This window comes from Gimibacter soli, from assembly GCF_028463845.1.
In the GTDB taxonomy this organism is placed as follows: domain Bacteria; phylum Pseudomonadota; class Alphaproteobacteria; order Sphingomonadales; family Kordiimonadaceae; genus Gimibacter; species Gimibacter soli.
The window spans coordinates 1212354-1238966 of the sequence record NZ_CP116805.1; the positions used below are offsets into that span (position 1 = coordinate 1212354).

General features: G+C 61.8%; 20 protein-coding genes. 9 read left to right on the forward strand and 11 right to left on the reverse strand.

Going from position 1 to position 26613, the window contains the following annotated elements; genetic code table 11:
* Positions 1–116: 116 nt before the first annotated feature.
* Positions 117–1370 (forward strand): MFS transporter, encoded by a 1254-nt coding sequence (locus tag PH603_RS05795; RefSeq protein ID WP_289505055.1) that lies wholly within the window; start codon positions 117–119, stop codon positions 1368–1370.
* 19 nt (positions 1371–1389) lie between these two features.
* Here the strand turns inward: PH603_RS05795 and PH603_RS05800 are convergent, their stop codons facing one another.
* The 6 genes from PH603_RS05800 to PH603_RS05825 all read right to left on the reverse strand — a co-directional run bounded on the left by PH603_RS05800 (position 1390) and on the right by PH603_RS05825 (position 6655).
* Entirely contained in the window at positions 1390–2529 is a 1140-nt protein-coding gene (locus tag PH603_RS05800) for an ABC transporter permease (protein WP_289505056.1), read from the reverse strand.
* Positions 2526–3491 (reverse strand): ABC transporter ATP-binding protein, encoded by a 966-nt coding sequence (locus PH603_RS05805; protein ID WP_353507385.1) that lies wholly within the window; start codon positions 3489–3491, stop codon positions 2526–2528. Before PH603_RS05805 ends, PH603_RS05800 begins: the two co-directional genes overlap by 4 nt.
* Entirely contained in the window at positions 3491–4411 is a 921-nt protein-coding gene (locus tag PH603_RS05810; protein ID WP_289505059.1) for an HlyD family secretion protein, read from the reverse strand. The genes PH603_RS05805 and PH603_RS05810 overlap by 1 nt, the downstream gene beginning before the upstream one ends.
* 59 nt (positions 4412–4470) lie before the next feature.
* Positions 4471–5154 (reverse strand): CerR family C-terminal domain-containing protein, encoded by a 684-nt coding sequence (locus tag PH603_RS05815; protein ID WP_289505060.1) that lies wholly within the window; start codon positions 5152–5154, stop codon positions 4471–4473.
* Between the two features lie 140 nt (positions 5155–5294).
* Complete coding sequence (locus PH603_RS05820; RefSeq protein WP_289505061.1) at positions 5295–5906, reverse strand: 2-hydroxychromene-2-carboxylate isomerase; 612 nt, start codon at positions 5904–5906, stop codon at positions 5295–5297.
* Positions 5907–5911: 5 nt separating this feature from the next.
* Complete coding sequence (locus tag PH603_RS05825) at positions 5912–6655, reverse strand: SDR family NAD(P)-dependent oxidoreductase (protein ID WP_289505063.1); 744 nt, start codon at positions 6653–6655, stop codon at positions 5912–5914.
* Between the two features lie 79 nt (positions 6656–6734).
* Between PH603_RS05825 and PH603_RS05830 the strand changes: the two genes are divergently transcribed.
* Positions 6735–7205 (forward strand): winged helix-turn-helix transcriptional regulator, encoded by a 471-nt coding sequence (locus tag PH603_RS05830; protein ID WP_289505064.1) that lies wholly within the window; start codon positions 6735–6737, stop codon positions 7203–7205.
* Between the two features lie 6 nt (positions 7206–7211).
* Here PH603_RS05830 and PH603_RS05835 read toward each other — a convergent pair whose 3' ends face one another.
* The gene (locus PH603_RS05835) at positions 7212–8105 is read right to left on the reverse strand and encodes a LysR family transcriptional regulator (protein WP_289505065.1); all 894 of its coding nucleotides are present in this window, start codon (positions 8103–8105) and stop codon (positions 7212–7214) included.
* 169 nt (positions 8106–8274) lie between these two features.
* Here PH603_RS05835 and PH603_RS05840 point away from each other — a divergent pair, with 169 nt between their 5' ends.
* From PH603_RS05840 to PH603_RS05855, 4 genes are all read left to right on the forward strand, one after another.
* Entirely contained in the window at positions 8275–9489 is a 1215-nt protein-coding gene (locus PH603_RS05840) for an efflux RND transporter periplasmic adaptor subunit (RefSeq protein WP_289505067.1), read from the forward strand.
* Between the two features lie 159 nt (positions 9490–9648).
* The gene (locus PH603_RS05845) at positions 9649–12831 is read left to right on the forward strand and encodes an efflux RND transporter permease subunit (RefSeq protein WP_289505068.1); all 3183 of its coding nucleotides are present in this window, start codon (positions 9649–9651) and stop codon (positions 12829–12831) included.
* A gap of 11 nt (positions 12832–12842) precedes the next feature.
* Positions 12843–14285: an efflux transporter outer membrane subunit gene (locus PH603_RS05850; RefSeq protein WP_289505070.1), complete on the forward strand. Its 1443-nt coding sequence runs from the start codon at positions 12843–12845 to the stop codon at positions 14283–14285.
* 173 nt (positions 14286–14458) lie between these two features.
* A complete protein-coding gene (locus PH603_RS05855) occupies positions 14459–14881 on the forward strand; it encodes a Cif family virulence factor (protein ID WP_289505071.1) in 423 nt (140 codons plus the stop codon).
* A gap of 111 nt (positions 14882–14992) precedes the next feature.
* On the opposite strand, the gene PH603_RS05860 is transcribed toward PH603_RS05855, so the two are convergent.
* Positions 14993–16558 (reverse strand): HAD-IB family hydrolase, encoded by a 1566-nt coding sequence (locus PH603_RS05860; RefSeq protein WP_289505073.1) that lies wholly within the window; start codon positions 16556–16558, stop codon positions 14993–14995.
* 99 nt (positions 16559–16657) lie between these two features.
* The gene (locus PH603_RS05865; protein ID WP_289505074.1) at positions 16658–17851 is read right to left on the reverse strand and encodes a hypothetical protein; all 1194 of its coding nucleotides are present in this window, start codon (positions 17849–17851) and stop codon (positions 16658–16660) included.
* 185 nt (positions 17852–18036) lie between these two features.
* Between PH603_RS05865 and PH603_RS05870 the strand changes: the two genes are divergently transcribed.
* Genes PH603_RS05870 through PH603_RS05880 form a run of 3 tightly spaced genes read left to right on the forward strand, consistent with a single transcriptional unit; the run spans position 18037 to position 20678 of the window.
* Positions 18037–18567, forward strand: a complete 531-nt coding sequence (locus PH603_RS05870) for a PepSY domain-containing protein (RefSeq protein WP_289505075.1) — start codon at positions 18037–18039, stop codon at positions 18565–18567.
* Between the two features lie 37 nt (positions 18568–18604).
* Positions 18605–19282, forward strand: coding sequence for a winged helix-turn-helix domain-containing protein (locus PH603_RS05875; protein ID WP_289505076.1), 678 nt, complete (start codon positions 18605–18607; stop codon positions 19280–19282).
* Between the two features lies 1 nt (position 19283).
* Complete coding sequence (locus PH603_RS05880) at positions 19284–20678, forward strand: sensor histidine kinase (protein ID WP_289505077.1); 1395 nt, start codon at positions 19284–19286, stop codon at positions 20676–20678.
* On the opposite strand, the gene PH603_RS05885 is transcribed toward PH603_RS05880, so the two are convergent.
* Positions 20675–24730 carry a translocation/assembly module TamB domain-containing protein gene (locus PH603_RS05885; protein ID WP_289505078.1) on the reverse strand — a complete coding sequence of 1352 codons (4056 nt, stop codon included), beginning with the start codon at positions 24728–24730 and terminating at the stop codon, positions 20675–20677. The two genes, PH603_RS05880 and PH603_RS05885, sit on opposite strands and share 4 nt — an antisense overlap.
* Positions 24727–26508, reverse strand: a complete 1782-nt coding sequence (locus tag PH603_RS05890) for an autotransporter assembly complex protein TamA (RefSeq protein WP_289505079.1) — start codon at positions 26506–26508, stop codon at positions 24727–24729. The genes PH603_RS05885 and PH603_RS05890 overlap by 4 nt, the downstream gene beginning before the upstream one ends.
* Positions 26509–26613 lie beyond the last annotated feature (105 nt).

Genomic DNA, 26613 nt, shown 5'->3' on the forward strand with positions numbered 1-26613 from the left:
TCCCTCCCGCATGGCAATGGAATCGGCCCCTATCATATCGTTCTTGCAATCGATTGCAATGCCGATATGATCGATGCCGGGAGACGGGTGGCCAAGGCCGCCGAAAGGGAGGCTATATGCATAACTGGCGCATCAAGTTTGCGCTGTTCCTGATCTATGTGGTTTTCGCCATGCTCTTGAACAGCGTCGGGACGGTCATTCTGCAGGTCATGGGCAACTATGATTTGCGGCACGTTGATGCCGCGATCCTCGAGGCCTTCAAGGATCTGCCCATTGCTGTTGTGTCACTTCTCGTCGCCTCGTTCCTGCCGCGGCTTGGCTTCCGCCGCGCGATGATGCTGGGACTTGCCATCGTCACCGGCGCCTGTATTGCCATGCCGCTGGTGCCGGCCTTCCTGACGACCAAGCTGTTGTTCCTGTGCGTGGGCGCGTCCTTCGCGCTTGTGAAGGTGTCGGTCTATGCGACTGTCGGGCTGATCACCGATGACGCGAAAGAGCATGCAAGCACCATGAACACGCTGGAGGGCATGTTCATGATCGGCGTGCTGATGGGCTACTGGATTTTTGCCCAATTCGTTTCGGTCGACGATCCGAAGTCGCAGGAATGGCTGAATGTCTACTGGCTGCTTGCCGGCCTTGCCGCCATCACCATCGTGGTCCTTTTCTTCACGCCCTATGATGAAAGCGGCAGCAAGCTCGAAAACGCGGGCCGGACACTCGGCGACGATTTTGTCGGCATGCTGCGGCTTGTGGTGCGGCCTGTGGCCTATGTCTTTGTGATTTCAGCTTTCCTCTATGTGCTGATCGAGCAGGGCATCGGCACGTGGCTCCCTACCTTCAACAAGGAAATCCTGCATCTGCCGACCGATATGGCGATCGAGGCCGGGATCATCTTCTCGGGCACGCTGGCCATCGGGCGCTTGTCGGCAGGGGCAGTGCTTGCGCGGTTTGACTGGTATCCTGTCCTGAATTGCTGCCTTGTGGCGATGGGCGTGCTGGTGCTTCTGGTGCTGCCGCTGACGCATGGGGTGATCGCTGACGCCAACATCACCTGGCTGACGGCACCGCCGGCGGCCTATATCTTCCCGCTGATCGGGCTGTTTATGGCGCCCATCTATCCGGCCATCAATTCGGTGGTTCTGTCCGCACTGCCCCGCCACCAGCATGCGGCGATGACCGGGCTGATCGTCATCTTCTCGGCGCTTGGCGGCACCACAGGGTCGCTGATCACGGGGCGCGTGTTCGGTGCCTTTGGCGGGCAGACGGCCTTCTATTTCTCGCTGGTGCCGATGGTCGGTATCCTGATCGCGCTTTATTTCTTCCGGCGCGAAACCCGGCGCACGGGTGAGGCCGTGGCGGGCGAGGCCTGAGTCTCGCCCTTGGCCGCCCCTAATCGAGCGTGCGGCGGTAGCGTTTCATGGCAATGAGCGTGATCGCTGCCATGAATACGAGAAGCGGCCAGACATGCGGCCATATCTCGGCCATGCCGCTGCCTTTCAACAGAATCCCGCGCGAGATATTGATGAAGTGGGTGGCCGGCATGATGTTGCCGATCACCTGCGCCCATTCGGGCATACCCCGGAAGGGGAACAGGAAGCCCGACAGCATGATCGAGGGCAGGGTCACCATCATCGACATCTGGATGGCCTGCGTCTGGTTTTCCGCCGCCGCCGATAGCGTGAAACCGATGGCCATGTTGCAGGTGATGAAGATGATAAGCGCGGCAGCCAGAAGCCACAGGCTGCCGACAACCGGCACCTGGAAGAGCGCCCACGCCACAGCCACGATGATCGCGGCCTGCACAAAGCCGATCACCACATAAGGCGTGATCTTGCCGACCATGACTTCCAGGGGGCGCACCGGCATCGCCAGCAGGTTTTCCATCGTGCCGCGCTCGCGTTCCCGCGTGATGGCAAGGGCCGTCATCATGATGCCGGTCATCGTCAGGATGATGGCAATCAGCCCCGGCACGATATTGTAACGAGTGAAGCCTTCGGGGTTATAGGCTCGGTGCAGGCGCAGCTCGACGGGCGGCTTTGCGGGGCGCAAGGGGGCGAGCGTGCCTTTCAGTTCCTCCTTCAAGACCCGGTCCATCATGCCGTTGGCAGCCGATAGCGCGCCCGAGGTGGCAACCGGGTCGCTGGCGTCGGCTTCGATCAGCAGTTTCGGTTTCTCGCCGCGCAGCAGGTCACGCTCGAAATTCGGAGGGATCGAGACGACAAACAGCACGTCGCCCCGTTGCAGCATTTCCTTCGCTTCGGCTTCCGAGCGCGGCTCATGGTCGATGGAGAAATAGTCGGTGTTCTTGAGGCCCGCCACAAAGGCGCGGGCGATGGGGCTGCTGTCCTGCGATATCACCGCCGTTGGCAGATGCTTGGGGTCGGTGTTCAGCGCGTAGCCGAACAGCAGCAACTGCATGATCGGGATCATCACGATCATGCGGAGCGTTACGGTATCGCGCTTCAGCTGGATGAATTCCTTGGCGAGGATCGCCCGTGCGCGGCGGAAGGAGAAAAGACCGTTTGTCATGCCGCGTCTCCCGGCGTGCCATTCTCAGCGCCTTTGAAGTTATCCTGCGCGTCTGCCATGTAGCGGATGAAGATATCCTCGAACGAGGGCTCGGCTTCATGCCAGCTAAGGCCTTCGCGGCTGAAATAGGGCTTGAGGGCGGCTTCAAGCGCCGCCTTGTCGGTGCCGCTGACATGCAGATTATCGCCGAAGGGCGCGACCGTTTTGACGGCCTTTTCGGCTTCCAGTTCCTTGGCAAGCGGCATCAGGTTCTGCCCGCGCACCACCCAGGTGGAAAGCCCGGCGCCCCGTATCACATCTTTCACGGTGCCCTGCGTGACAAGGCGACCATAGGACATATAGATGATGGCGTGGCAGCGCTCGGCCTCGTCCATATAATGGGTGGAGACAAGCACGGTCAGGCCTTCTGCGGCCAGTCGGTGGATTTCATCCCAGAATTCGCGGCGGGCCTTCGGGTCCACGCCTGCGGTGGGCTCATCCAGCAGCAACAGTTCCGGTTCGTGCAGGATGCAAGCAGCCAGCGCCAGCCGCTGTTTCCAGCCGCCCGAAAGCTGCCCGGCCAGCTGCTTTTGCCGGTCCACGAGATTGAGGTTTTGAAGTGCTGTATCGACCCGTTCCTTGCGGCGATCAAGGCCGTAAAGGTCGGCCACGAACTCGAGGTTTTCGCGGATGCTGAGGTCTTCCCAGAAGCTGAATTTCTGGGTCATGTAACCGATGCGGCGTTTCACCTCGGCGGCTTCCCCGACGATATCGAAACCAAGGCAGGTGCCTTCGCCGGCGTCGGGGGTGAGGAGTCCGCAGATCATGCGGAGGGTGGTTGTTTTGCCGCTGCCGTTAGGGCCGAGGAAGCCATAGATACGGCCACGCGGCACCTGCACATCGAAACCATCGACGACCTTGCGCCCACCGAAGGATTTGGTGAGGCCTCGGACGTCGATCACATTATCCGGGGCTGAGGTCATCATTCCTGCTCCAGCGTCACATCCACCGGCAGGCCGGGGCGCAGGGCAGGGCTTGGCGAGGTGGGCTTGGCCTCAACGAGGAAGACAAGCTTGTCGCGCGATTCCACGCTGTAGATCACGGGCGGCGTATATTCGGCCTCGGACGAGATATAGGAAATGGTGGCGTCAATCGTCCCGTTGCAGCCGTCACAACCGACGCTGATATGGTGGCCCATCGGCAGCTTTGGCAGCAGGGCCTGCGGTACATAGAAGCGCACCTTCACATTTTCGGGCGGCAGCAGGCTGACAACCGGCTGGCCGGCGGCAACATACTCGCCGGGGCGGAAATAGGTGTCCTCGACCATCGCACCCGCCGGTGCTTTTGGGGTGGCATCTGTCAGTTGCTTGTCGATGCGGGCAAGGGCCTGCACTGCGCGGTCGACCGATGCACGGGCGGCTTCGATCCGGTCGCTGCGGGCACCCAGCTGATCGGCTGTCAGCTTGGCGTCCAGTTCCTTCAGTTGCGCGCGGGTACTGATCAGGCGGGCCTCGGCGGCATCAAGGGATGACTGGCTGGCGGCACCGGTGGGGACCAAGGGCTTCAGGCGCACGAATTCCTTTTCGGCATTCACAAGATTTGCCTTCACCTGATCGCGCTGGCGGCGGGTGATATCAAGCTCTTCAGGCCGCGCCCCCTTGGTGAGGTCGGCATATTCGGCCTCGGCGCGGGCGAGATCGGCCGCCGCTGCCGCGCGCGCGGCGGTGAGGTCGGTCAGGTCCAGCGAGAAAAGCGGGGCGCCAACGGCAACCTGATCCCCGCGCGAAACCGAAAGGGTTTCCAGCAGGCCGCCGGTTGTGGCGGCAAGGCGGACATATTCACCTTCCACATAGCCATGAAGGGCCGTGTCGGCGGGCTCGCACCCGGCCAACACGGCGGTCATGACGACCAGTAGGCTTGTCCGCTTTTTTATTGTTGCCTCGTTTCTGTCGTGACGTTTTTTCATTTCAGAGCCTCGCGTGTCATGGCGATGATCGCGTCCGTCTGCTGCAGGATCATGGCAACGATGGTGGCGGCTTCCTGCGCACCATAGTCCTGCCATTGCAGCCGGCGGAGCGCCGTCGCCTTATGTGTTTTGAAGATAACGGCCTGCCCGAGTAGCGAATGGGCGCACAGGATCGCCCGCTCGTCGGCGGGGTCGGCCTTCACAAGGAAAGCCACAAGCCGGGTAAGGGTTTCGTGCATGGGGCGCATTGAGCCCTCATAGAGAAAATCGAAATTCGGGGTGGGGTCCAGTTGCTCGCGGATCAGGATGCGGGCGATGTAGGGCGACGCCCGCTCGCTGAGCAGGAAGCGTGCGAAATTCGACATGACATTATGGAGAAGGGCTGTGGCTTTCTCGTCAGTCATGTCGCCCGCCTTGAACCGTGCTTCCACCTCATCGGTAAAGCCGCTCATCACGCTGCGGGCCATGGTGCCGATGCTTTCGAGAATGGCGCGGTAAAGGCCTTCCTTGCCGTTGTAGTAATAGGCGATGGCCGAAATATTGACGCCTGCCTCGTTGGCAAGCGCGCGGGTGGAGGTGCCCTCGTAGCCATGCTCGCCGAACACTTTCACGCCCGCCATCAGCAGGCGTTCTTTCGCGTCGACCTGATCGGGCTTGGTGTTGGCGGCGGGGCGGGGCATGCGACTCTCCTTGGCGTGTCTCGGGGGTGAGTCGTACCACAATCACGCAATAAATCAATCGAATGATTTAATCGAGTGATTGAAAAAGAAAACGGCCCCGGAATCCGGGGCCGTCGGCATCGGTCAGGCTGCCGGGAAGATCACGGGGCAGGTGTCGTGAGGACCCTTTCGATCAGGTCCAGCCTGTCCTTGCCGAAGTAAAGATCACCGTTCACGACAAAGCTCGGGATGCCGAAGGCGCCATGGTCGTAAGCGGCTTGTGTGTTGGCCATCAGGCCTTCCTTGATGGCGGGTTCCTGTGCGCGTGCCATCAGTGCATCAGTTGGTAGGCCGGCTTCAGCCAGTGTGGCAGCGAGTATGGCGGGGTCATCAAGCTTGCGGGGGTCTTCCCACATATAGTGGAACATGGCTTCCATATAGGGGGCAAGGATGCCTTCGGCTTTGGCCGCCACAGCGCCCCGCATGATGGCCAGCGTATTCACCGGAAAATGCGGGTTCATGCGGAAGGCGGAAAGGCCGTGCCGTTTCAGGAAGCGTTCCATTTCCAGCCGTTCGTAGGCCATCTTATGCGGGACATTCGCATAGGCCATGAAGGGGGACTGGTTGCCGGTCATCTTGAAAAGCCCGCCAAGCAGCAAAGGCACTGGTCGGAAACTCACGCCCGTGCGCTTCTCAAGGCCCGGCAGCACGCGGTAGGCCATATAGGCGTTGGGGCTGCCGAAGTCGAAATAGAAGATGGCTTCGTTTTTCATGTTGCTCACCATGTTTCGCCGTAGGGGCGGAGATCAAGTTCATGGGTCCAGGCGTCGCGCGGCTGCTGGTGCAGTTGCCAGTAAGTTTCGGCGATGCTTTCGGGGTTCATCAGTATATCGGGGGGCAGGTTGGCGGCGACTTCGGCGCCTTTCATGGCGGCGATCCGCTCGCGCACGAAGGCCGTATCGACGCCCGCATCGATCACCAGATGGGCGACATGGATATTCTGCGGCCCCAGCTCCCGCGCCATCGATTGGGCAAGGAGCCGCAGGCCGGCCTTGGCGGAAGCAAATGCTGCATATCCCTTGCCGCCCCGCACGGACGCCGTGGCCCCGGTGAAGAAGATCGAGCCGCGCCCATGTACCAGCAGGCGGCGGGCGGCTTCCCGGCCGCTCAGGAAGCCCGCGAAGCAGGCCATTTCCCACACCTTGCGGAAAACCCGGTCGGTGGTCTCAAGGATCGGGAAATTCACATTGGCGCCCACGTTGAAGATGACCGCCTCAAGGGGTGCGCTGGCGTCCGCCGCATCCAGAAACGCCGCGACCTGATCGCCTTCGCGGGCGTCGAGCGTGTGGGGGGTGAAGCGCCCGCCCGCAGCGGTGATCTCGTCGGTAAGCACGGCGAGCTTGTCGCCGGTGCGGCGCCCTCCATGGACATGATAGCCCCCGGCGGCAAAACGCTTGGCGATAGCGGCGCCGATAAAATTGCCCGCACCGATCACGGCCACACTGGCATTGCGCTGATCCACGAAACCCTCCCGTTTCATAAGTTCACTTTTAAGACTGATAAATCTTGATTTAAGACTGAGTCAATGCAAAAAGAGCATCATGAAATGGAATGAACTCTCAGATCAGCATTGCTCGCTTGCCCGGTCGCTCGCCGTTCTCGGCGATCGCTGGACACTGATGATCCTGCGCGACGCTTTCCTTCGGGTGCGGCGGTTCGATGATTTTCAGGCGCAGCTCGGCATCGCCCGGCGGGTGCTGCAGGAAAGGCTTGCGGGTCTTGTGGATGCGGGTGTGCTGGAAAAAGTGCCATATCAGGAACGGCCGCTACGTCACGAATACCGGCTGACACAGAAGGGGCTGGACCTCTATCCCGTCATCCTCAGCCTCGTGCATTGGGGCGACACCTATTATGCGGGCGAGGACGGGCCGCCGGTGCGGTTCCACCACAAGTCCTGCGGCCATACGGCTGAACCCGTGCTCACCTGTTCCTGCTGCCGGGAAGCCCTGCGCCCCCGCGAAGTGCAGCCCGAGTTCAGCGAAGCCCTGAAGCTCGCGCTCAAAACCACCTGATAGCTTTCAGTTATCGGTCGCGACGGAGCTTGATAAAAGGTCGATCAGGTGGCGCAGCACCGGCGACATATGATCGCGCCGCCACACAAGATCGAGATGGGCATCAAGCCCCACGCCTTCCACCTTCCGCGCGATCAGTCCTTCGGGCAAGTCATCCAGAATATAGGAAACGCTGAGGAAGTGGCCGACGCCACTGAGCGCCAGCTCCACGCCAATGGTTGGATCCTGTGCCTGATAGGCCACCTCCGGCGCGCGGCCGCCGCGGGTGATAGCACCGATCAGGTCATCATAAAGGCCGGGATTCAGCCGTCTTGAAAAGATGATAAGCGGATCGTCGGCGAGGTCCGCTACAGTCACCTTGGCCTTGGCGGCAAGCTTGTGGTCGGCGCGAACGAGGACCACCCACTGGCCGCGCTGGAACGGGCGGGCGATCAGGCTGGGCTCGGTCACCGGCGAACGCGCCACGCCAAGGTCGATCTTGCCGTCAGCAGTGGCAGCGGCAGTCTCAAACGTATTCATCGCGATCATCGATATCCGCGCGCTCGGGAAGGTTTCGCGCACGCTTTGCATCAGGACAGGCAGGTGGCGCTTGGCGATAAACTCAAGCGCACCGATCCTGACATTGATCTTGGTCGATGGGTCGCCGGAATTGAATTTTGCCTCCAGCGCCTGCGCTTCTTCCAGCAGCGTGCGGACGGCAGGCAGGTAATTGCGGGTGGCATCGGTTGGCGCCACGCCGCGCGCTTCCCGGTGGAAGAGGGCAACGCCGAGGCGGGCCTCAAGTTCCTGAATTTGCTTGGTAAGCGCCGGCTGGCTGATGTTCAGCCGGTCAGCTGCGCGGCGGAAGTTCAATTCCTCCGCCACTGCCACCAGCGCACGCCATAACCTCAGCTCGACCATTGTGATAACCTATAGTTATCGAAACATAACGATATACGATTAGAAATCGTTATCAGATAGCCACATGTTATCGCTGCTCGTCAAGGTGAGTCTTGGCGCGCCCCAATTCCCCGCAGGCTCAAAAGGGCCGGTGACTACCAACAGAAAACGACAACGAGGACAACCCATCATGTTCAAACGCAGCAGACGTTACGGCCGTATCAGACCATCCACCTTCGCCATCGCCGCCGCGATGATCGCCGTTCCCCTTGCCGCTACGCAGCTGGCTTCGACCCGTGCGGATGCACCGGCCGAAGTGGCTGCCCCGGCAGCAACCCCGGTGACGGTGGCTCATCCGCTTGTGAAGCCCGTCAGCGAGTGGGACGAGCATAGCGGCCAGTTCCGGGCCATCGAAAGCGTCGAAGTCCGCGCCCGTGTTTCGGGCTATCTTGAGGACATCGGTTTCGAAGATGGCCAGATCGTCAAGAAAGGCGACCTTCTGTTCCGTATCGACCAGCGCCCCTTCCAGGCTGAGCTTGATGCGGCGAAAGCCGACCTGACGAGCGCCGACGCCGTTCTCGCGAACGCCAAGGCGGAATATGAGCGTGGTCAACGCCTCCTGGAGCGTGAAGCCCTGAGCCGCGAGGAAGCGGATCGTCGGGGTCGTGCACTGCGCCAGGCTGATGCGGCCGTTGCCGCTGCCAAGGCCCGTGTCGATCAGGCTGCACTGAATCTCGAGTTTACCGAGGTTCGTGCCCCGATCACCGGCCGCATCAGCGACAATTTCGTATCGGAAGGCAACCTGATTGCCGGCGGTTCGCAGGGCGGTACGCTTCTCACCACCGTCGTCTCGCTTGATCCCATCTATTTCGAGTTCACGGCCAGCGAAGCCGATTACCTGAAATATGTACGGGGTGCAGGTGACGCGAACGGTGTCGACATGCGCGACAACCCGAAGCCGGTGTTCGGCAAGCTGATGGATGAAGACAATTATGTCCATGAAGGTCGCCTGACCTTCCTTGACAACCAGCTTGATCCGTCGACCGGCACCATGCGCGGCCGTGCCACCTTCCCGAACCCCGATGGGGTTCTGGCACCCGGCATGTATGGCCGCCTGAAACTGCAGCATGCCACGAACGCAGCGGGCGTGCTGATCCCCGACACCGCCGTGCAGACCGACCAGAACGAGAAATTCGTCTGGGTGGCGGCGGGTAACAATACGGCGGAACGCCGTGTGGTTGAACTGGGGCCGGTCATCGAAGGCATGCGGCTTGTCCGCACCGGCCTTGATGGTGACGACCGCCTGATCGTTGGCGGCTCCCAGTTCCTGTTTGCAAGCGCACCGGTAGAACCCGAGTTCGCGACCAGCGAGGATAATCAACAATTGGCGGCAATCGGTCGCTAAGAGAGCGGACGGCCCGGACTTCTTCCCCCCATCCCCCCAGGTCCGGGCCGTTCCCTTAACTGAATTCCAACGTCAGCCGTGAGGCGCTCCGGACCATCCCCGTCCGGCGCGATAGGGTCCGGCTGGCCGTTTTGAAACCGAATGAGGACGGAGGCCAACATGAGGCTCGCCCACTTTTTTATCAACCGACCGATCTTTGCGGTCGTTATCTGGACGCTCGTGATGATCGTCGGGGCTCTCGGCTTCTCGTCGATGCCCGTTTCGCAATATCCTGATATCGCGCCGCCCACCGTGCAGGTGATGGCAACCTATCCCGGCGCTTCGGCCGCCACCGTGGCTGAAACCGTGGCTGCCCCTATCGAGGAAGAAATCAACGGTGTGGAAGGGATGCTCTATATCTCGTCCAACTCCACCGGCAACGGTGCGGCCACCATCACGGTGACCTTCCAGCCCGGTACGGACCTCGATATCGCGCAGGTTCTGGTGCAGAACCGCGTGGCGCTCGCCGAGCCCCGCCTGCCGGAACAGGTTCGCCGTCTTGGCATCTCCACCATCAAGGCAAGCCCCGATGCGCTCCTTGTGGTGCACCTTTATTCGCCCGATGACAGCCGCGACCAGCTTTATATTTCGAACTATGCCCGCCTGCAGCTGCGTGACCGTCTGCAGCGGATCGAAGGCGTTGGCCAGATCCAGATGTTCGGCCTGCGCGAATATGCAATGCGCGTGTGGATCGACCCTAACCGAGCGGCCGCGCTTGGCCTGACGGGCGGCGATATCGTGCGTGCGCTGCGTGCCCAGAACGTTGAAGTTTCGGGTGGTATCCTTGATGCCCCGCCGACCAACGAGCAAGGCGCGTTCGAGGTGAATATCCAGACGCTCGGCCGACTGCAGGACCCGGCCCAGTTCGAGGAAGTGATCGTCAAGACCGAAGCAAATGGCCGTCAGGTCCGTGTGCGTGATGTTGCCCGCGTCGAACTTGGTGCGCGTGAATATACGACGAACGCAAAGCTCGACGGCAAGCCGGCGCTTGCCATGCTGTTCAACCAGCAACCCGGTTCGAACGCGCTGGATACCGCCAATCGTGTCCTTGATACCATGCAGGAAATGTCTCAGACCTTCCCTGAGGGCCTGTCCTATGACGTGATCTGGAATCCGACGAGCTTCGTGTCGGAATCGATCGATGAAGTGGTGAAAACCATCTTCGAAGCCGCGATCCTCGTGTCCATCGTCGTGTTCATCTTCCTGCAAAGCTTCCGTGCCTCGATCATCCCGATTGTCGCCATCCCGATTTCGCTCATCGGTACGTTCGCGGTGATGCAGGCGCTGGGCTTCTCGCTCAACACCCTGTCGCTCTTCGGCCTTGTGCTGTCGATCGGTATCGTGGTCGATGACGCCATCGTGGTGGTGGAAAACGTGGAACGTAAAATCCATGAGGGCCTCACAGCGCGCGACGCCGCCTTCGCCACAATGGATGAAGTGGGCGGTGCCCTGATCTCGATTGCGCTTGTGCTGTCGGCCGTGTTCATCCCGACCGCCTTCCTTGACGGTATCTCGGGCGAGTTTTACCGCCAGTTCGCCGTGACCGTGGCGTCCGCCACGATCCTGTCGGCGGGTATCTCGCTTACCCTGTCGCCTGCCTTGTCGGCGCTTCTGCTGAAGCCGCGCAAGGCCGCATCCGAACTGAAAGCCTGGGAAAAGCCGCTGCATGTTTTCTTCGAAAAATTCGAAGCGGGCTTCAACAAGGCATCGAACGGCTATTCGTCGCTCGTGCGCAAATCGATCCGCCTGTCGGCCATGGTTCTCGTGGTTTATGGTGGCCTCGTGGCGCTTGCCGGGTTCGAATTCAGCACTGCACCCAAGGGCTTTATCCCGGCGGTTGACCAGAACTATGTGATCACCGTCATCCAGCTGCCGCCTGGCTCGTCGCTTTCGCGCACCGAGGCTGTAATGGATGATGTGATCAAGCAGGGCCTTGCCCACCCGCGGATCGCCCACGCAGCAGCCTTTGCCGGCTTTGACGGCGCCACCTTCACCACGGCCTCGAACGCTGCAGCTGTCTTCTTCACCATGGAAGATATCGGCAAGCGGGTGAACGAGGGCTATGACGTGAACCGCGTTCTGAACGACCTGCGCCAGACCTTCGGCGCCCGTCAGGATGCCTTCGTACTCGTCGTCCCGCCGCCGCCGGTGCGCGGTATCGGTAACGCCGGTGGTTTCAAGGGCTTCGTGCAAGACCGTTCGGGCCAGGGCTATGCCGCCCTTGCCGGTGAAACCTGGAAGCTGGCCGGTGCTGCCAACGCATCCCCGGAAGCAACCGCCGTCTTCACCATCTTCAATGCCTCGACTCCGCAGCTTTTCACCGATATCGACCGCGTGAAGGCGGAACAGATGGGTGTCAGCCTTGAGGATGTATTCGAGACGCTCGAAGTCTATCTGGGTTCGGCCTATGTGAACGACTTCAACGCCTTCGGCCGCACCTTCCGGGTGACCGCGCAGGCAGAGGACGAATTCCGCAAGACGCCGGAAGATATCGCCCGTCTCCGGACCCGTAACGCGAACGGCGACATGGTGCCGCTCGGTTCCGTCGTCACCTTCGATACGATGACCGGCCCCAACCGTGTGGCACGCTACAACCTGTTCCCGGCCGCCGAACTGCAGGGGGATATCACCCCCGGCTTCTCGACCGGCCAGACGCTCGATACGGTGGAAAGCCTTGCCGGCAGTACGCTCTCACCCGGTTTTGGCTTTGAATGGACCGAGCTTTCGTTCCAGCAGCGTCTGGCACAGGGCACCGAGATCATCGCCTTCGGTCTCGCTGTGGTCTTCGTCTTCCTTCTGCTGGCTGCCCAGTATGAAAGCCTGACGTTGCCGCTTTCGGTGATCCTGATCGTGCCGATGTCGCTGCTCGCGTCCATCACCGGCATCCTGATGCGGGGCATGGATGTGAACATCCTTGTGCAGATCGGTTTCGTCGTCCTCATCGGCCTTGCCGCCAAGAACGCGATCCTGATCGTGGAGTTTGCCCGCCAGCGGGAAGATGCCGGCCTCAGCCGCACCGAAGCTGCCATCGAGGCCGCCAAGCTGCGCCTGCGCCCCATCGTGATGACGTCCTTTGCCTTCATCCTCGGCGTCGTGCCGCTGATGATTGCCTCGGGCGCCGGCTACGAGATGCGCCAGTCGCTTGGTACTGCCGTCTTCTTCGGCATGCTCGGCGTCACGGCCTTCGGCCTCCTGTTCACCCCGGCCTTCTATGTGCTGACAAGTGCGCTTGGCGAAAAAGTCAGCGCCCTGATCGGCAAGCGTGAAGACCAGACCCCGGCAACGCCGCACGGCGAAGCCTGAGGAGTGGAACCATGAAAAAAGCAATCAGCAATATCGTTCTTGCCTCGGTATCGGCCCTGACCCTTGCCGCCTGCATGAGCGTGGGGCCGGACTACACGGCCCCGGCCACCGACAGCTACACGGCCCACGCGATTGAAATCGATGACGGCGCCGTGCCTGTGGCCACCGAACCTGCCGCCACCTGGTGGACCACGCTTGACGATCCGGTGCTCAATACCCTTGTCGAGCGGGCCTTCGAAGGCAACCGCGACCTCCGGGTCGCGGCGGCCCGGGTGGAAGCCTCACGCGCTCTTCTGTCGCTTGAACGCGTCAACCAGCGCCCGACCGGCGAGGTGACAGCGGGCTACAGCCGCAACCGCTATGACAATGTCACCGCCCGCGGGCTGGATCTGCCGGACACCAATCTTTATGCCGCAGGCCTCAGCGCCGGGTGGGAGCTTGATTTCTTCGGCCGTGTCCGCCGCCTGACCCAGGCAGCTGCCGCTGAAGCTGCTGCCGCCACTTATCTGCGGCGAGACGCCGAAGCGCTTGTCGCCGCTGAAACGGTTGGTGCCTATATCGACTATCAAGGGGCGATTACCCGCTTGCACGTGGCCGAACGGAACCTCGAGGTGCAGAACGAGACCCGTTCGCTCACCGAGACGCGGCTTGAAGAAGGTGTCGGCTCCCGGCTCGATGTTGCCCGTGCGCAGGCACAGGCGAAAACGACCGAAGCGCTGATCCCGCCGCTGCAGGCAGCCCGTGTGGCGGCTGAAAACCGTCTGGCCACCCTGATCGGTGCCCCTGTCAGCGAAGTACGCACCCTTCTGGCTGCGGACGGCAAGTTGCCGACCCCGCCCGCTGCCCTTGCCATCGGCGATACGGCGAGCCTCCTGAAACGCCGGGCCGATGTCAGGGCAGCGGAACGCTCGCTTGCGGCTGCCACGGCGCGAATCGGTGTGGCGAAAGCCGACTATTTCCCGCGGATCAGCCTGACGGGCACGGTTTCGACCACCGCCACGGCTTTTTCAAATGTCGGTGAGGGGGGTAGTTTTGCCTTCGCCGCAGGCCCATCTCTGACGTGGTCGGGTTTCGATATCCCGCGGGTCCGTGCTTCGATCAAGGTTGCTGATGCCAACACCGATGCGGCGTTTGCGACCTATGAGAAGACGGTCCTTGAGGCGCTCGAGGAAACACAGACCAGCCTGTCGGCCTATGGCCGCGAGCGGGTCCGTTTCGAGGCGCTGAGGGATGCCGCAGCCCGTGCCCGCGAGGCGGCGTCGATCGCCAGAACCCGCTATGACGCTGGGGCTGACGACTTTATCGACGTGCTGGATGCCGAAAGCCGGCAGCTGGCTGCAGAAGCCTCGCTTGCTGAAAGCCAGGCCGCGATGGCGGCTCGGTATGTGGGTGTTTATCTGGCGCTGGGCGCCGGATGGCAGACCACGGACGAGGGCGATGACCGTCAGGGTTAACCAGATAGACGGCTTCCCCTTGCCGTCTCGTGGCCGGTGCGGACCGGCGTTGCAGGTATCCCCTTGCATGCAACTAGGTCCGCGCCGGTCGCCTCCGAGGCCCGGAACGCGCGGGGGGATTGCTTTCCGGGCACACTTTGCTAAACCTGAGTTGGTTGAGGGGAGTGAGCGTGATGAGTGATAGAAAACAATTTGACCATGCCGTCCTCCGGTGTCTGACGAACTGCTGGATCAAAGGCCGCAATCCTGATGAGGAACAGCCGGTCTCCGTCCAGAAGATGCAGGCGCTTTATGCGGAAGGCACAGATGCACTCGATGTCGTACATGAGTACGAGGGCGAGCGCTTTGTCTGTCGCAATTTCGAGGAATACTGGACCCGCCGGCAAAATGCGATTGCCACCTACGGCGAATGTCGGGCGAGCCTGATTGGCGACCCGACCGTGGACGCCGCCGGTGATCTTGCCGTCACTTCCTTCTCCTACAAGAAGGAGTTTATCAACGAGCCGGGCCGGTCTGTCACCCAGCATGCCACCGTGGTGTGGAAGCGCAAAGACGGCGAATGGCGCATCGTGCGCGAGCATGTAACGACCGAATAACCTAGCGGCCCCGGTGCCCGAAAGAGAAAAGGGAAGGCCGCAGCCCTCCCTCTGTTGATCCGCCCCGGCCTGTTGCCGGCGAGGCGTTGATCCGATCCCGATTACTCCAGATTACCAGTAAGCGATCCGGTGGCCGCGTCTGATCGCGATGCCGCGTGTCTTGGCGTCCGGCGAGACAACGACCGGTGTATCGGCCCAGTCCAGAAGCGGCATGTCGGTGTGGTGGTCGCTGTAGAAAGTGACCTTGATCCGCTCCCGCAACATGGCGCCGGCATCCAGAAGCGTATCCTTCAGGAGGCGGGACTTTTCGTCGCCGTAGCAATTTTCGCCGTTCACCACAGGCGGTGTGTCGCCGCCGGGGAAAGCCGTGCGGGTGCAGACAACACGCTTGAAGCCAAGGGCGCGGGCGATGGGTTCGGCATAAAGATCGATGCTGGCGGTGGCGAGCACCAGATCGTCGCGGTCCATCTTGTGCATGGCCACAGCGATCAGGCCGCCGCCGCGCAGGCGACTGTCAAGGATATGGCGGGCGAAGCGGTCGGCCGCAGCCTCCACTTCCTCGCGTGTCATGTGGCGGAAGGCGGAAGCCAGCATACGGTTCTTCAGCGCCGTGCGGTCAATCCGCGTGGCCTTATAGAGGATCATGTGCCGCAGCAGACGCAGCATCAGGGTGCTTTTCGCGAAGAGGCCCGTGCGGGTGGACAGCAGGAACGGCGTGAAGGTGCCGCTGCGTGTCAGGGTGCGGTCCAGATCGAAGACCGCATAGTGGCGGTCAGGACCAGCGGCCAAGGTGCTTGCATCGATCTCAGCGCGGGTTTTACGAAGTTTCAGGATGCGCTCGGCAGCGTCGAAATCCTTCTGGGTATCCACGTCCATCGCAGCTTCTGCTTCTTTCAGCAGATGCGGGCGCACTGCGCAGCCGACTACGCGTCCGGCGCGGGTGAAGGCGTCCGTGATGGTGAAGCGGCGCATCACCATGCCGATGACATTGAGCCAGCCAAAGGATTTGATGACCTTCAGCGGCTTCTTGCGATGCTGTTCCACCTGTTCCCAGAAGGTCAGCATATTGTCGACCGTGTCGCCATTCAGGAAATAGAGATTGGCGCCGGTGGTATCCACGTCGCGGAATTTGTAATAGGTGCGGCGGCTTTCCGGATAGCGCGCCTGAATCACCTGCCGCGGCACCATGCCAACCGTCAGGCCTTCGTTGCGCTGGGCGGCACTCAGGAAATCGGTGGCGGCAGCGGGGGTCAGAAGCGGGTTATCTGCCGTGGTCAGGAGGGCGGCTTGCCCCGCTGGCACCAGCTTGCGGGCAGCGAGAACGCTGCGGCAAATGGTGGCGCCCGCCGGTACATGTTCCATCGGCAGGCCGCGGGCGGCGCGGCGCAAGGTGGCGTCGCCAGTCAGGTCTTCATCTGAAACGATCAGGAAGCGGTCGATATAGGCGGTACGGGCGAGCGTGCTGATAACATGGGCGAGCATCGCCTGACCGTCGATCTGCAGCATGGCCTTGCCTTGTCCGCCAAACTTCAGAGGGTCGCCCTCGCGGCGACTGCCGGCCAGAAGGATGGCTGCAACAGGATTGGCGACGGTGGCCGGGCGCAGGTCATGGACGGTGGCTGTTGCCATCCCTGTCCGGTTGACTTGGCCATACTCGGGCGCCAGTCCATCATGCATACTCGTCTCCTGAAAATCGTCTCTGGTTTGGTACGGGTTAAACTCTGTCAGTAGGGCATGGCGGCTTAATTGTGCCGACATTTGCTTTTTCAAATCTTTTTACACTTTTATGAAAGTGCGGGCCGCAAGGGAAGCAATTGCTTCGGCGGCACGTGCCGCACCGCCATAGGGGTCTGCGCCGAAGGTGGACCTGAAGGCCTCTTCCTGCCCTGCGCGGCGGCGCATTTCGTGCCAGGAAAGGTCGCCGAGGAGCGCATCAAGCTTGTCGATCTGGTCGATCACCTCGCCCAGATGCCAGTGGGCATAGTTCGGATCGTCGCGCCAGCAGGCGCCGTGGCTATTCAGGAAAATGCAGGGGCGGGGACGTTCAATGAACTCATAGACCTGACTTGAGGCATCGCCGAGATAGACGTCGGCGGCCCTTGTGTAGGTCATGTCCACACTCGCGAAGCTGCCTTCGTCGATCAGGATATTCGGATATTGCTTGTAACTATCCGGAATTTCCGGCGTGGCGCGCACGGTCAGCGGCCCGGTCGATACATGCAGGCGGCGCTCATACAGCATCACATGCGGTGCAACGATCAGGTTCAGATGTGGCCGTGCCGCGAAATGATCAAGGATCGCCCGCCCGTGGCTGTACCAGGACGACAGGAATGGATGGAAATGCGGATTATAGAGAACCGTCAGGTTGCGGTTGTTGAAGAGCCGCTTTTCATCAGCAGCCTTCACGGCATCGAACTTCGGATAGCCGACAATGCTGTGTTCGCCCTCGCGGATGATGCCCTCTGCCAGCATGCGGGCCTGCACGCGCTCGCCGCACACCAGCACATGGTCGAAGTCGCGGATGATTTTCTTGAAGCCGACGGCGCGGTCGCCGGCGCCGTGCTGCGAATAGACGAGCTTGGTCGTCTTCACGCCAAGCCGGGTCTTCAGGAAGATGCTTGTGGTTTCAGGCACCACCAGGATGTCCATGGCGGCAAGGTTTTTGCGGTGGCGCACCAGATTGCCGATGCGGCGCAGGGGCAGTGCACCACCGGTGAAGGCCTCAATGAGCGCGCCGACCCTCGATGGCGGCAGCAGATGCACGTGGATATCCTTCAACGCACTGGCGGGCAGAAACCGAGCGAGCTTGTCGCGCTGCGAGGTATCGGTCAGGAAGGCGTGGATTTCGAAATCGCCCGGCAGCGCAGCCAGTTCCGCAAGGATCGGGGCACTGTGCGGGATCTGGTGGATCTGCTCGTGGTTATAAAGAAACCCGATCCGGGCCGGGCGGTCGTCACTGTCGGGGCGCATGGCTCTTTCTGGTCTCTGAACAACTGGCTGCTGCGTCTTTCAAGCACCCGAAACTGGCTGGTGGCAAAGACAAACGCCGTCCATGACGAAAACCAAATGTTCGCCAAATCTTGCTGATACGGGGTCGCGGATAGGGTGCACTGACCCTGATTCATTGGTGTGCGTCATCCAAGGAGGAAACAGACTTGCTTTCGCCGCTCTACCGGCTTGCTGCTGCGCTTGTTGTCACTGTCGCCATCGGGGCGTCCGTTGCCTCGCAGATGGTACAGAAGACAGACACGGAAACACCCGTGCTGATCGGCGTGACGCGCGCGGTGGAAATCGCCGAGGCGGCACTGAATGCCAATCTGTTGCGTGCTGATCTCAATACGCGCGATGACAAGCTGACCTATCAGATCGATCTCGCCAAGGCCGGGGAATATTTCCGTGTCTGGATCGATGCGAAAGACGGCGAGCTTGTGAAGGCCGACAAGCCCTTCTCGTCAAATCTCTGGGCCGACCTTTTCGATGGTGGTCGCCTGAAGGCGGCGGCGACCATGCCACCCGCGGGTCCGCGCCTCCGCGCGCTCGAAGCCGAGGTTCGCGGCAAGGTGCAGCATGTGCGTTTTGACTTGGAAGACAATCGCGCCCAATATGAGATCGATGTCACGACAGGCGCGGGCACGGCGGAACTTGTGCTGGATGCCTTGTCGGGAGAACAGTCGCCGCGCCGCTGACAGGCCGCCAGGGTTCAAGTTTCTATAGAGGAAATCGGTGCAGATACTGCTGGTGGAAGACGACAACCGCGTGGCCGACCATGTGGTGAAAGGCCTGCGTGAAGCCGGCCATATGATCGAGCGGGTCGCTGACGGCAAGAAGGCGCTCTATATGACCGCTGCCGAAAGCTATGATGTCATCATCCTTGATCGCATGCTGCCGAATGTGGACGGCCTGACCATCCTGAAAACCATGCGGGCCGCCGAAGACAATACGCCTGTATTGCTCCTCAGTGCCCTTGGCGAGGTCGACGACCGGGTGAAGGGCCTGCGCGCCGGGGCCGACGATTATCTCGCCAAGCCCTTCTCCTTTTCCGAGCTTCTGGCGCGTGTCGAGGTGCTGGCACGCCGGGGGCCGGTCACGGTTGAGAAAACCACCCTCACCGTCATGGATCTCAGCATCGACCTGCTGGCCCATGAAGTGGTGCGCGACGGCAAGCGGATCGACCTGACAACCCGCGAATTCCGCATCCTTGAATATTTGGCCCGCAACATGGGCCGGGTGGTCACGCGCTCGATGCTTCTCGAAAAAGTGTGGGACTATCATTTCGACCCCCAGACAAACATCATCGACCAGCATGTCAGCCGCCTGCGCCAGAAAGTGGACAAGGGCTTTGCCGAACAGCTAATCCATACCGTGCGGGGCACGGGCTATATGATCCGTCCGCCGGTCTGACATGCGCACGTCCCAACCGAATTTCCTGACCTACCTGCGGTTCAGCTTCACTTTCCGCCTGGCAGTCATTTATGTCGCCATGTTCATGGTATCCTTCGGCATTCTCATCGCGCTCAGTTACTGGAGCATGGTGATGCGGCCCTATGATGATGTGCTCCAACGGGTGAGCGGCGAGATGGATGATCTTGCCTACGCCTATGTGGTCGGCGGCGAGGATATCCTGATCAATGCCCTTGTGAAGCGGGTGGATTTTCCGTCCGACCGCAAGGCGTTTCATGTGTTTCTCGACAAGGACGGCAACCGGCGCACGGGCAACCTGCCAAGCTGGCCGAACCCGCCGCAACTGGGGCCGGTCGAGATCGAAGCTGATCGCTATTTCGGTGGTGATGAGATCGATTTTCAGGCGCTGTCGCTGGACCGCGTTTTTGCCGATGGCGCCCGCCTGATCGTTGGCCGCGATATCGAGGACATTGCCGAACGCCGCGAAACATTGATCGAAGGTCTTGTCTGGAGCGGGGTGCTGGCCATCGTTCTTGGCGGGGTTGGCGGCATCTTCATGAGCATGGCGGTGGGCAAGCGGATTGAATCGATCAGCGATGCGGCCCGCAAAGTGATCGAGGGAGACCTCAGCGGCCGGGTCGAGATGACTGGTGCGAAGGACGATTTCGACCGGCTGGCCGAAACCCTGAACATGATGCTGTCGCGGATCGAAACCTCGATGGAGGCGATCAGCCGGGTGTCGGATAGCGTCGCGCACGAGCTTCGCCTGCCGCTGTCGCGCTTGCATGCCGATCTGGAAGATCTCGCGGCGGCGGCAGACAAGGGCCAGCCGGTTGCCGGTATGGTCGACACGGCCATTGCCGAGACCGACCGGCTGAAATCGGTGTTTGAATCCCTCCTGCGGATCGCCCGGATCGAAACGGGGCGGCATTCGATTGAACGGGAAGAGGTCGATCTCGTCCATCTCGTTAACGACGCGGTCGATCTGTATCAGCCTGAAGCCGAAGGCCATGCCTTGCATCTGGCTGTCGCATTGCCGGGCCAGATGATTGTGCGGGGGGATGCCAACCTTCTGTTCCAGATGATGTCCAACCTGCTTGATAACGCCATCAAGTTTGCGCGGCAGGGCAGCGTGATCGCGATCGATCTGACTTCAGGGGAAGGCGTCGCGCGGTTCATCGTTGAAAACGAGGGGGCAGGCATCCCGCCGGAGCACCGCCAGCGGGTCACCGAGCGCTTCTACCGGGTCGAAGATACCCCGTCGCAAGGGCTGGGCCTTGGGCTGACACTCGTGAAAGTGACGGCAGAAGCCCATGGCGGTCAGCTTGAATTTGCGGATACCGACCGGGGCTTTGCCGTGGTCGTCACATTGCCGCTATCCGACGTGCGCGACTAATATTCCCAGAACCATTTCAGCCGCAGACGGTTGCCGGGGGCAGCACCCGCTTCGCTTTCCAGAAGCAGCCGGTCGGTGAGGTTGATCTTCAGCCGGGTCGTCGTCTCGTTGCGGGTTGGTGCGGTTTCGACCTCAAGGTAAATATTGTCGGTCAGATATTTGCCGCCGGTGATCAGCGTTTCATCGCCGTTTTCCCCGCCGCTGATCACCGCCAGATTATCAAGACCCAGCCGGCGTCCGATCCCGCCTGTCAGGCTGCTGGAGCGACCACTGCGCAGTCCCTCTGCGGCGACCGCGAGTTCGGCGAACTGCAGCGCCGACATTTCACTGACCGACCGGCCGAACAGGATGCGGGCGAGAATTTCATCTTCGGGCAGTGCCGGGGTGGAGCTCAGCACAAAGCTTGGCGCCGAGGGGCGCCCGCTGATCTGCATGTTGGCGGTGATGCCCGGTGCCGGCAGTGTGGCGCGCATGGAAAGATCGGGGTCGATGCCCTTGCGGCCGCTGAAGGTGATGCGCCCGTCTGCCAGCGTGAAACGCTTTGAAGCGAAGGTGAAGGTGCCGTTCTTCAACCGCATCTGGCCGGTGATGCGGGGATCGGCTGACGTGCCCTTGACCTGCAGGTTACCCGTCCATTCGCTTTCAAGCCCGCGGCCGCTGAACTGGAAGCGGTCGGCGATATCGACCTTGAGATCGAAACTGGTGGGGGCTGCCTGCATCGGGGCTGTGGCGGCTGCTTCGCTGTCTTCGGCAATCCCGTTGACCTCGGTTACCTCGATTTCCACCACAGAAGGCGGCAGTTCGCGCGGCATGCGAACCCGCACGGGCCCGGTCTTGATGGTGCCGGTGAGGCTCGCCTTGCGGTTCTCGCGAACATAGGAAAGATCGGCGCTTGCTTTCGCGTCGAGGGTTTCGAGCTGCGCCACGTGGAAATCTGCAAGGCTCAGTTTCAGCGATCCCGGGAAATCGAAGTCGGGTGTCAGCGTGAAGGCCCCAACGCCTGAAAGCTTACCTTTCTCGCCGTCAGTGGCTTCAAGCCGGGTCAGTTCTACCCTGTCCTGCGTGCCGGTCAGTTCAAGCGCCGTGATATCGGCCTTGAGGCCGAGGCGTTCATACTCATAGCGCCCGTTTGTCAGGCTGATGCGGCCATCGAAGCGCGGGTCGTTTGCTGTGCCGGCGAGCGTCAGGGTGCCCTTGAAGTCACCCCCCAGATAATGATCGGGCCGCCGGGCAAGCGCCCAGAGCGGCGTGATATCACCCTTCCAGTCCAGCCGGGCGGCAACGGGCGCGTTGCCATCAAGCCTGACGACCGCACCATCAACCTGATAGGGCAGCCGGGCGGTGATCCGGCCCTGCTCGGCTGCGCCCTGCAGGATGCGTCCGGCGACGTTGAGCGTGCCTTCGGTGGCGGTTCCTTCCAGCTGCATGTCATAGGCATCGGGCCCAACAAGGTCGCCGCTCAGCAGGCTGACCTTGGCAAGCGTCAGCTTCAGCGTGCCGGTGAAATCCTCGGCTGAGGGCTGCGTGTCGATTTCAGCCGAAAGCGTGCCGCCCGCCACAAGCCCGGGGGCGAGAAGATTGAGCGCGGTCAGGTCCAGCCCGTTTGCTGACAGGCGGATGGCGGGCAGGTTGCCGCTATGGCCCATCACCTGACCCCTCACCGTGCCGCCCGCCAGCATCAGGTCGGGGATATCAAGCGTCCAGTTTTCGCCGCGCGTGAGGACGAGCGGGGATGGTGTCTCTGCCGTCATCTCGCCGTAGCGTGCCTTGAGGTTTGCCGTGATGGTCTCGCCTGCTGGGTTGAGGCCGAGCGTCGCTGAAAATTCCCGCACCCAGTTGCCGGCAGCTGCCAGCTGGATGGGTGTGGCTGCCGTCGAATCTGCGCTGAGATCAATGCGGTTGATCCGCTGGGCGCCCTGAACAAACCCTTCGGCTTTCAGTGTGCCAGCATAGGCGGCGCCGGTCAGGTCAAGGTCGAACGACCCTTCCGCTGTCCGCAGCCGAATGGGGAAGCGGCCGGGCACAAGGATGCGCAGCTTTTCTGCCGCCAGCGTCGCTGTCACCTTGCCGTTTGCATAGGTGGCATCAATATGCCCGCTACCGCGCACGGTTTCGGAACTCTTGGCCAGATTGAACTGCATGCTTGCGGCCATTTCGCCACCCTCCGGCTGGCTGAGGCTGCCCTTGCCGATAAGAAGTGGCGTTTTCAGCCGGATATCGGGCAGCGAAATGCCGCCTTCCAGATCGAAAGGCGAGGTGACGCCCACAGGCCCAAGCCGCGACTGGGCTGTCAGTGTGAAATTGCCCTTCGCACCACCGTTCAGCGTTGCATTCGCCTGCACATCGCTGAGCGTGATGCCATAGCCTTCCACCCGGGCGAGGGAGGAGCTGACTTGCAGGTCCAGCGCATCCACTGGCCCGTCGGCGGAAAGGGTGACGGTCAGTCCGTCAGGCAGTTCCACCGCATCGCCGGTAAGTGGCACCATATCTTTCAGCTCGACCGTTGCGGCGAGATTGATCCGTTGCCCGGTCGTATCATAAGCCCCTGCAGCCTTGGCGGCGATAAGCGGCGCGGTCAGCAGAGCGTCCGTGAAGTCGATCCGGCCATCCTCGAACGCGGCCTTCAGTTCCAGCCTCGGGGCGTCACCGATAAGCGCCGCGAGGCGGGGGTTGGCGAGCTTCAGCCCGTCCCCTGTGCCGTTCACGGTAAAGGCAAAGCCACTGCCCGCCGGTTCGGCTGAAAGCGCGACATCGAGGCGTCCGCCTGTGATCTGTCCGCCGCCAAATTCGGCAAGGAACGCGGGCAGCAGGGTGACGGTGCCGTTTGCAACAGCCACGTCCGCACCTTGGCCGCGGGCCATCAGCCCCTTCGCTGTCAGCCAGTTGGAGGCGAGATCGGAAACCGAGAAAGACCAAGTCTTGTCATCGAGATCAGCGCGCCACACGGCATCAAGTCGGTCGAGCGTCAAGGATCGGTCCATCAGGCGGGCCCGCTGATCCTGCGCCCTGATGGCGCCTTCCATCAGGCCGTTCTCAAGCCCAAGGGTGCCTTCCAGTGCGGGCTTTTCCAGCGCAAGGCTTTTCGCCACCAAAGCATCCGCCGCGAACTGCCAGGCGAGATCGAGCCTCGTGCGGGTGAGGGTCAGCTTGCCGGTGAGGAGTGGGCTGGAAACACGGATATCCTCGCGGGCCACCGCAGGCAGCATCACGCGGATATCGGCGGCATCAAGAAGCGGCTTTCCTGCAAGGTTGAAGGGGCCATTCACGGCCAGCGCGACATCGTCACCGTGCAGCGACAGCGCGAGCGTGCCGGCCCCCTTGTTGAACCCGTCGATCTTTGCGGCAAGCGTCAGGTCATGGGCGCGTTCGAGCATTATCCCGCCAAGCTCGGCAACAAGACCATCGGGCTCTGCCCTGATACCGCCGTCGATGGTGATAGCCCCGGCTTCAGCTTCGCTTATCGCGAGACTGATCCGGTCGCCCGTACCATCCGCGGCGAGCGTCAGGCGGCCGGCGAGTGTTTCAGGGTCCAGCTGGAGCCCCGCGGCCTGAAGACTGTAGGTGTTTTCCTCGAAGCGGACGTCCAGATCGACCTGCCCGACTTGCAGGCCGAAGGGCAAGGCAGGCAGTAGTGGCCCGCCCGGCGCCTTCTCGCCGCCCTTCGGCATACGGTTCAGCGTCATTGGGGCGCCGTCCAGCGCAGCGATCTCCAGCCGGTTGTCGGTCAGGAGGGCGACAGGCGACCAGTCAAGGCGCAACTCCGGCGCGTCAAGCCAGATGCCGTTTGCGTCTGCGATCGTCAAGCCTTGCGCTGTCAGGTTGGTGAAAGGATCGCCTTGCAGGCTGGCGATTTCGATATCGAGCGTTTCGCTGTCGAAACGACTGGAAAGCGTGCGGGCAAGCCAGTCAAGCCCCGGCGGTGTGCGCAGCCATATATAGCCGCCGGTAACGCCACCCGCGGCCAGCAACAGAAGAATGCCGAGCGCGAGCGTCAGCCGCCGCATCAGGCGGGGCAGGCGGCTTGGTGCCTTCATTGTTTCAGCCGCGCTCAAAAGCTTTGTCCTATGCCAATATAAAGGGTGATGGCGCTTTCGCCTTCGCGGCGGTCAAGCGGGGTCGCGATATCGATCCGGATGGGCGCGAAGGCGGTGTAATAGCGGAAGCCAAGCCCCGTGCCGAAGCGCAATTCATTGAACTGCGGCCAGCGGTCGGCATAGATGGCGCCCCCATCAATGAAGGCGACGACCCCCATCGTCTCGCTGAACTTGGCCCGCGCCTCGAACGCCATCTCAAATACGGAGCGCCCGCCGACCGGATCACCGTCGGCGTCTTTCGGGCCCAGCCCCTGATAGGAGAAGCCCCGGACGGACCCGCCGCCGCCGGCGAAGAAACGTTCGCTTTCGGGTATCTGGTCCTGCGACGGCCCGGCGATGGTGCCAAGGCGGATACGCCCGGCCAGCGTCAGCGGGCTTTCGGGTGAGGGCTTCCAATAGGTGGATGCCTTTATCTCGTTGATCAGGAACAGATAATTATCGTCGATCACCGAAATGCCGGGCTGCAGGCGCAGGTTCACGCGCACGCCGCGGGTGGGGTCCAATAGTGCATCGGTTGTGTCAAAGGCAAGGCCGAGCGGCAGGCCGGCGAAGACGAACGTATCGCCCGAGCCGTCCTCGCGGATGTCAGATGCCTTCACCTGCGCGCCTGCGGTGGCGATCAGGTGGCTGTTCAGCCGGCGCTCGATCCCGAGATAGGCTTCGCCGAGGTTGGAGGTATAGGCCGGAAGGTCCTCGCGACCGATTTTTCCGCGCGCCACCAGCGTTTGGCCGTAGCGCCGGAAATGCGGCTTGCGCCATTCGCTTGCCAGCGTCTGTTCGCTCTCCCCGGCGGTCAGGGTCAGCTTCAGCATGTTGCCGGTGCCGCCGATGTTGCGGTGGGTCCAGCTGGCTTCCAGCTCTGCCCCTTCGCCTGTCGAATAGCCGGCGCCAAGTTCGATCCGCCGGGGCGGGGCTTCCTCGGTTGTCACCACCACATCGATGGTACTATCGGCATTCGGCTCCGGCGCCCAGTTCAACAGGACAAGGCGAAAGAGCCCGGTCGCCTGCAGGCGTTTCTGATATTCGCCGAGCGCGGAGGGTCTGGCGATATCGCCGGCCTTCCAGGGGTGCAGCCGTTCCAGATAGCCGGTCTTGCTACGATCCAGCCCCTCAAAGCGGACGTTGCCGAAACGCAGTTCCGGGCCTGCCTTCAAAGGGTAGGTGACGGCCACGCTGCGGGCGGCGTGATCCACCACCACTTTGCGTTCATCCGCTGTGGCAAGCGGGTGACCTGCCTCCATCAAGGCATTCAGTGCGGCGTTTTCGGCTGCAACGATGGCGATGGATTCAGCGGGCGCCCCGATGGCCAGAATTGGCGCCGCCTTCTCGCGCGCCAATGGTTCGAGCGCGGCATCTGTATCGAAGGTCAGGCTGGCGACCGGGTAAACGGTGCCGGTGACAACAACAAGGCGAATGACGACCGCTTCGGGCGTGCGGCGGGTGCTTTCGTCCACGAGCGCGCCATAGAAGCCCTCGGCGCGGAGGATGCGTTCGAACATCGCGCGGTCGTCTTTCATCAGAGCTTCAATCCGCGCGAGCGAGCGGAAGCATTCGCCTTCCTCTTCCTGCAGGCGGGAAACGCTGGTGAGAAGCTCGCGCACTTCCTGCCGGGCGGCACCCCGGACCTGAAGGTTGAAATCGAGCTTCAAGCCGTCGTCGCACGGCGCTGCCTCGGCGGCCGCAGCGGTGAGCGGCCACAGGATGAGGGCAGCGATCCAGCTTTTCAGACGTGACACGCGCAAATCCTGATTGAAGGCAAACAGATAGGCCAAGCCTAAAAGGTGCAATGAATTGAGACAAGCAATGCTGCAGCGATGTGGCAGGAAAGCGGCGAAACCACA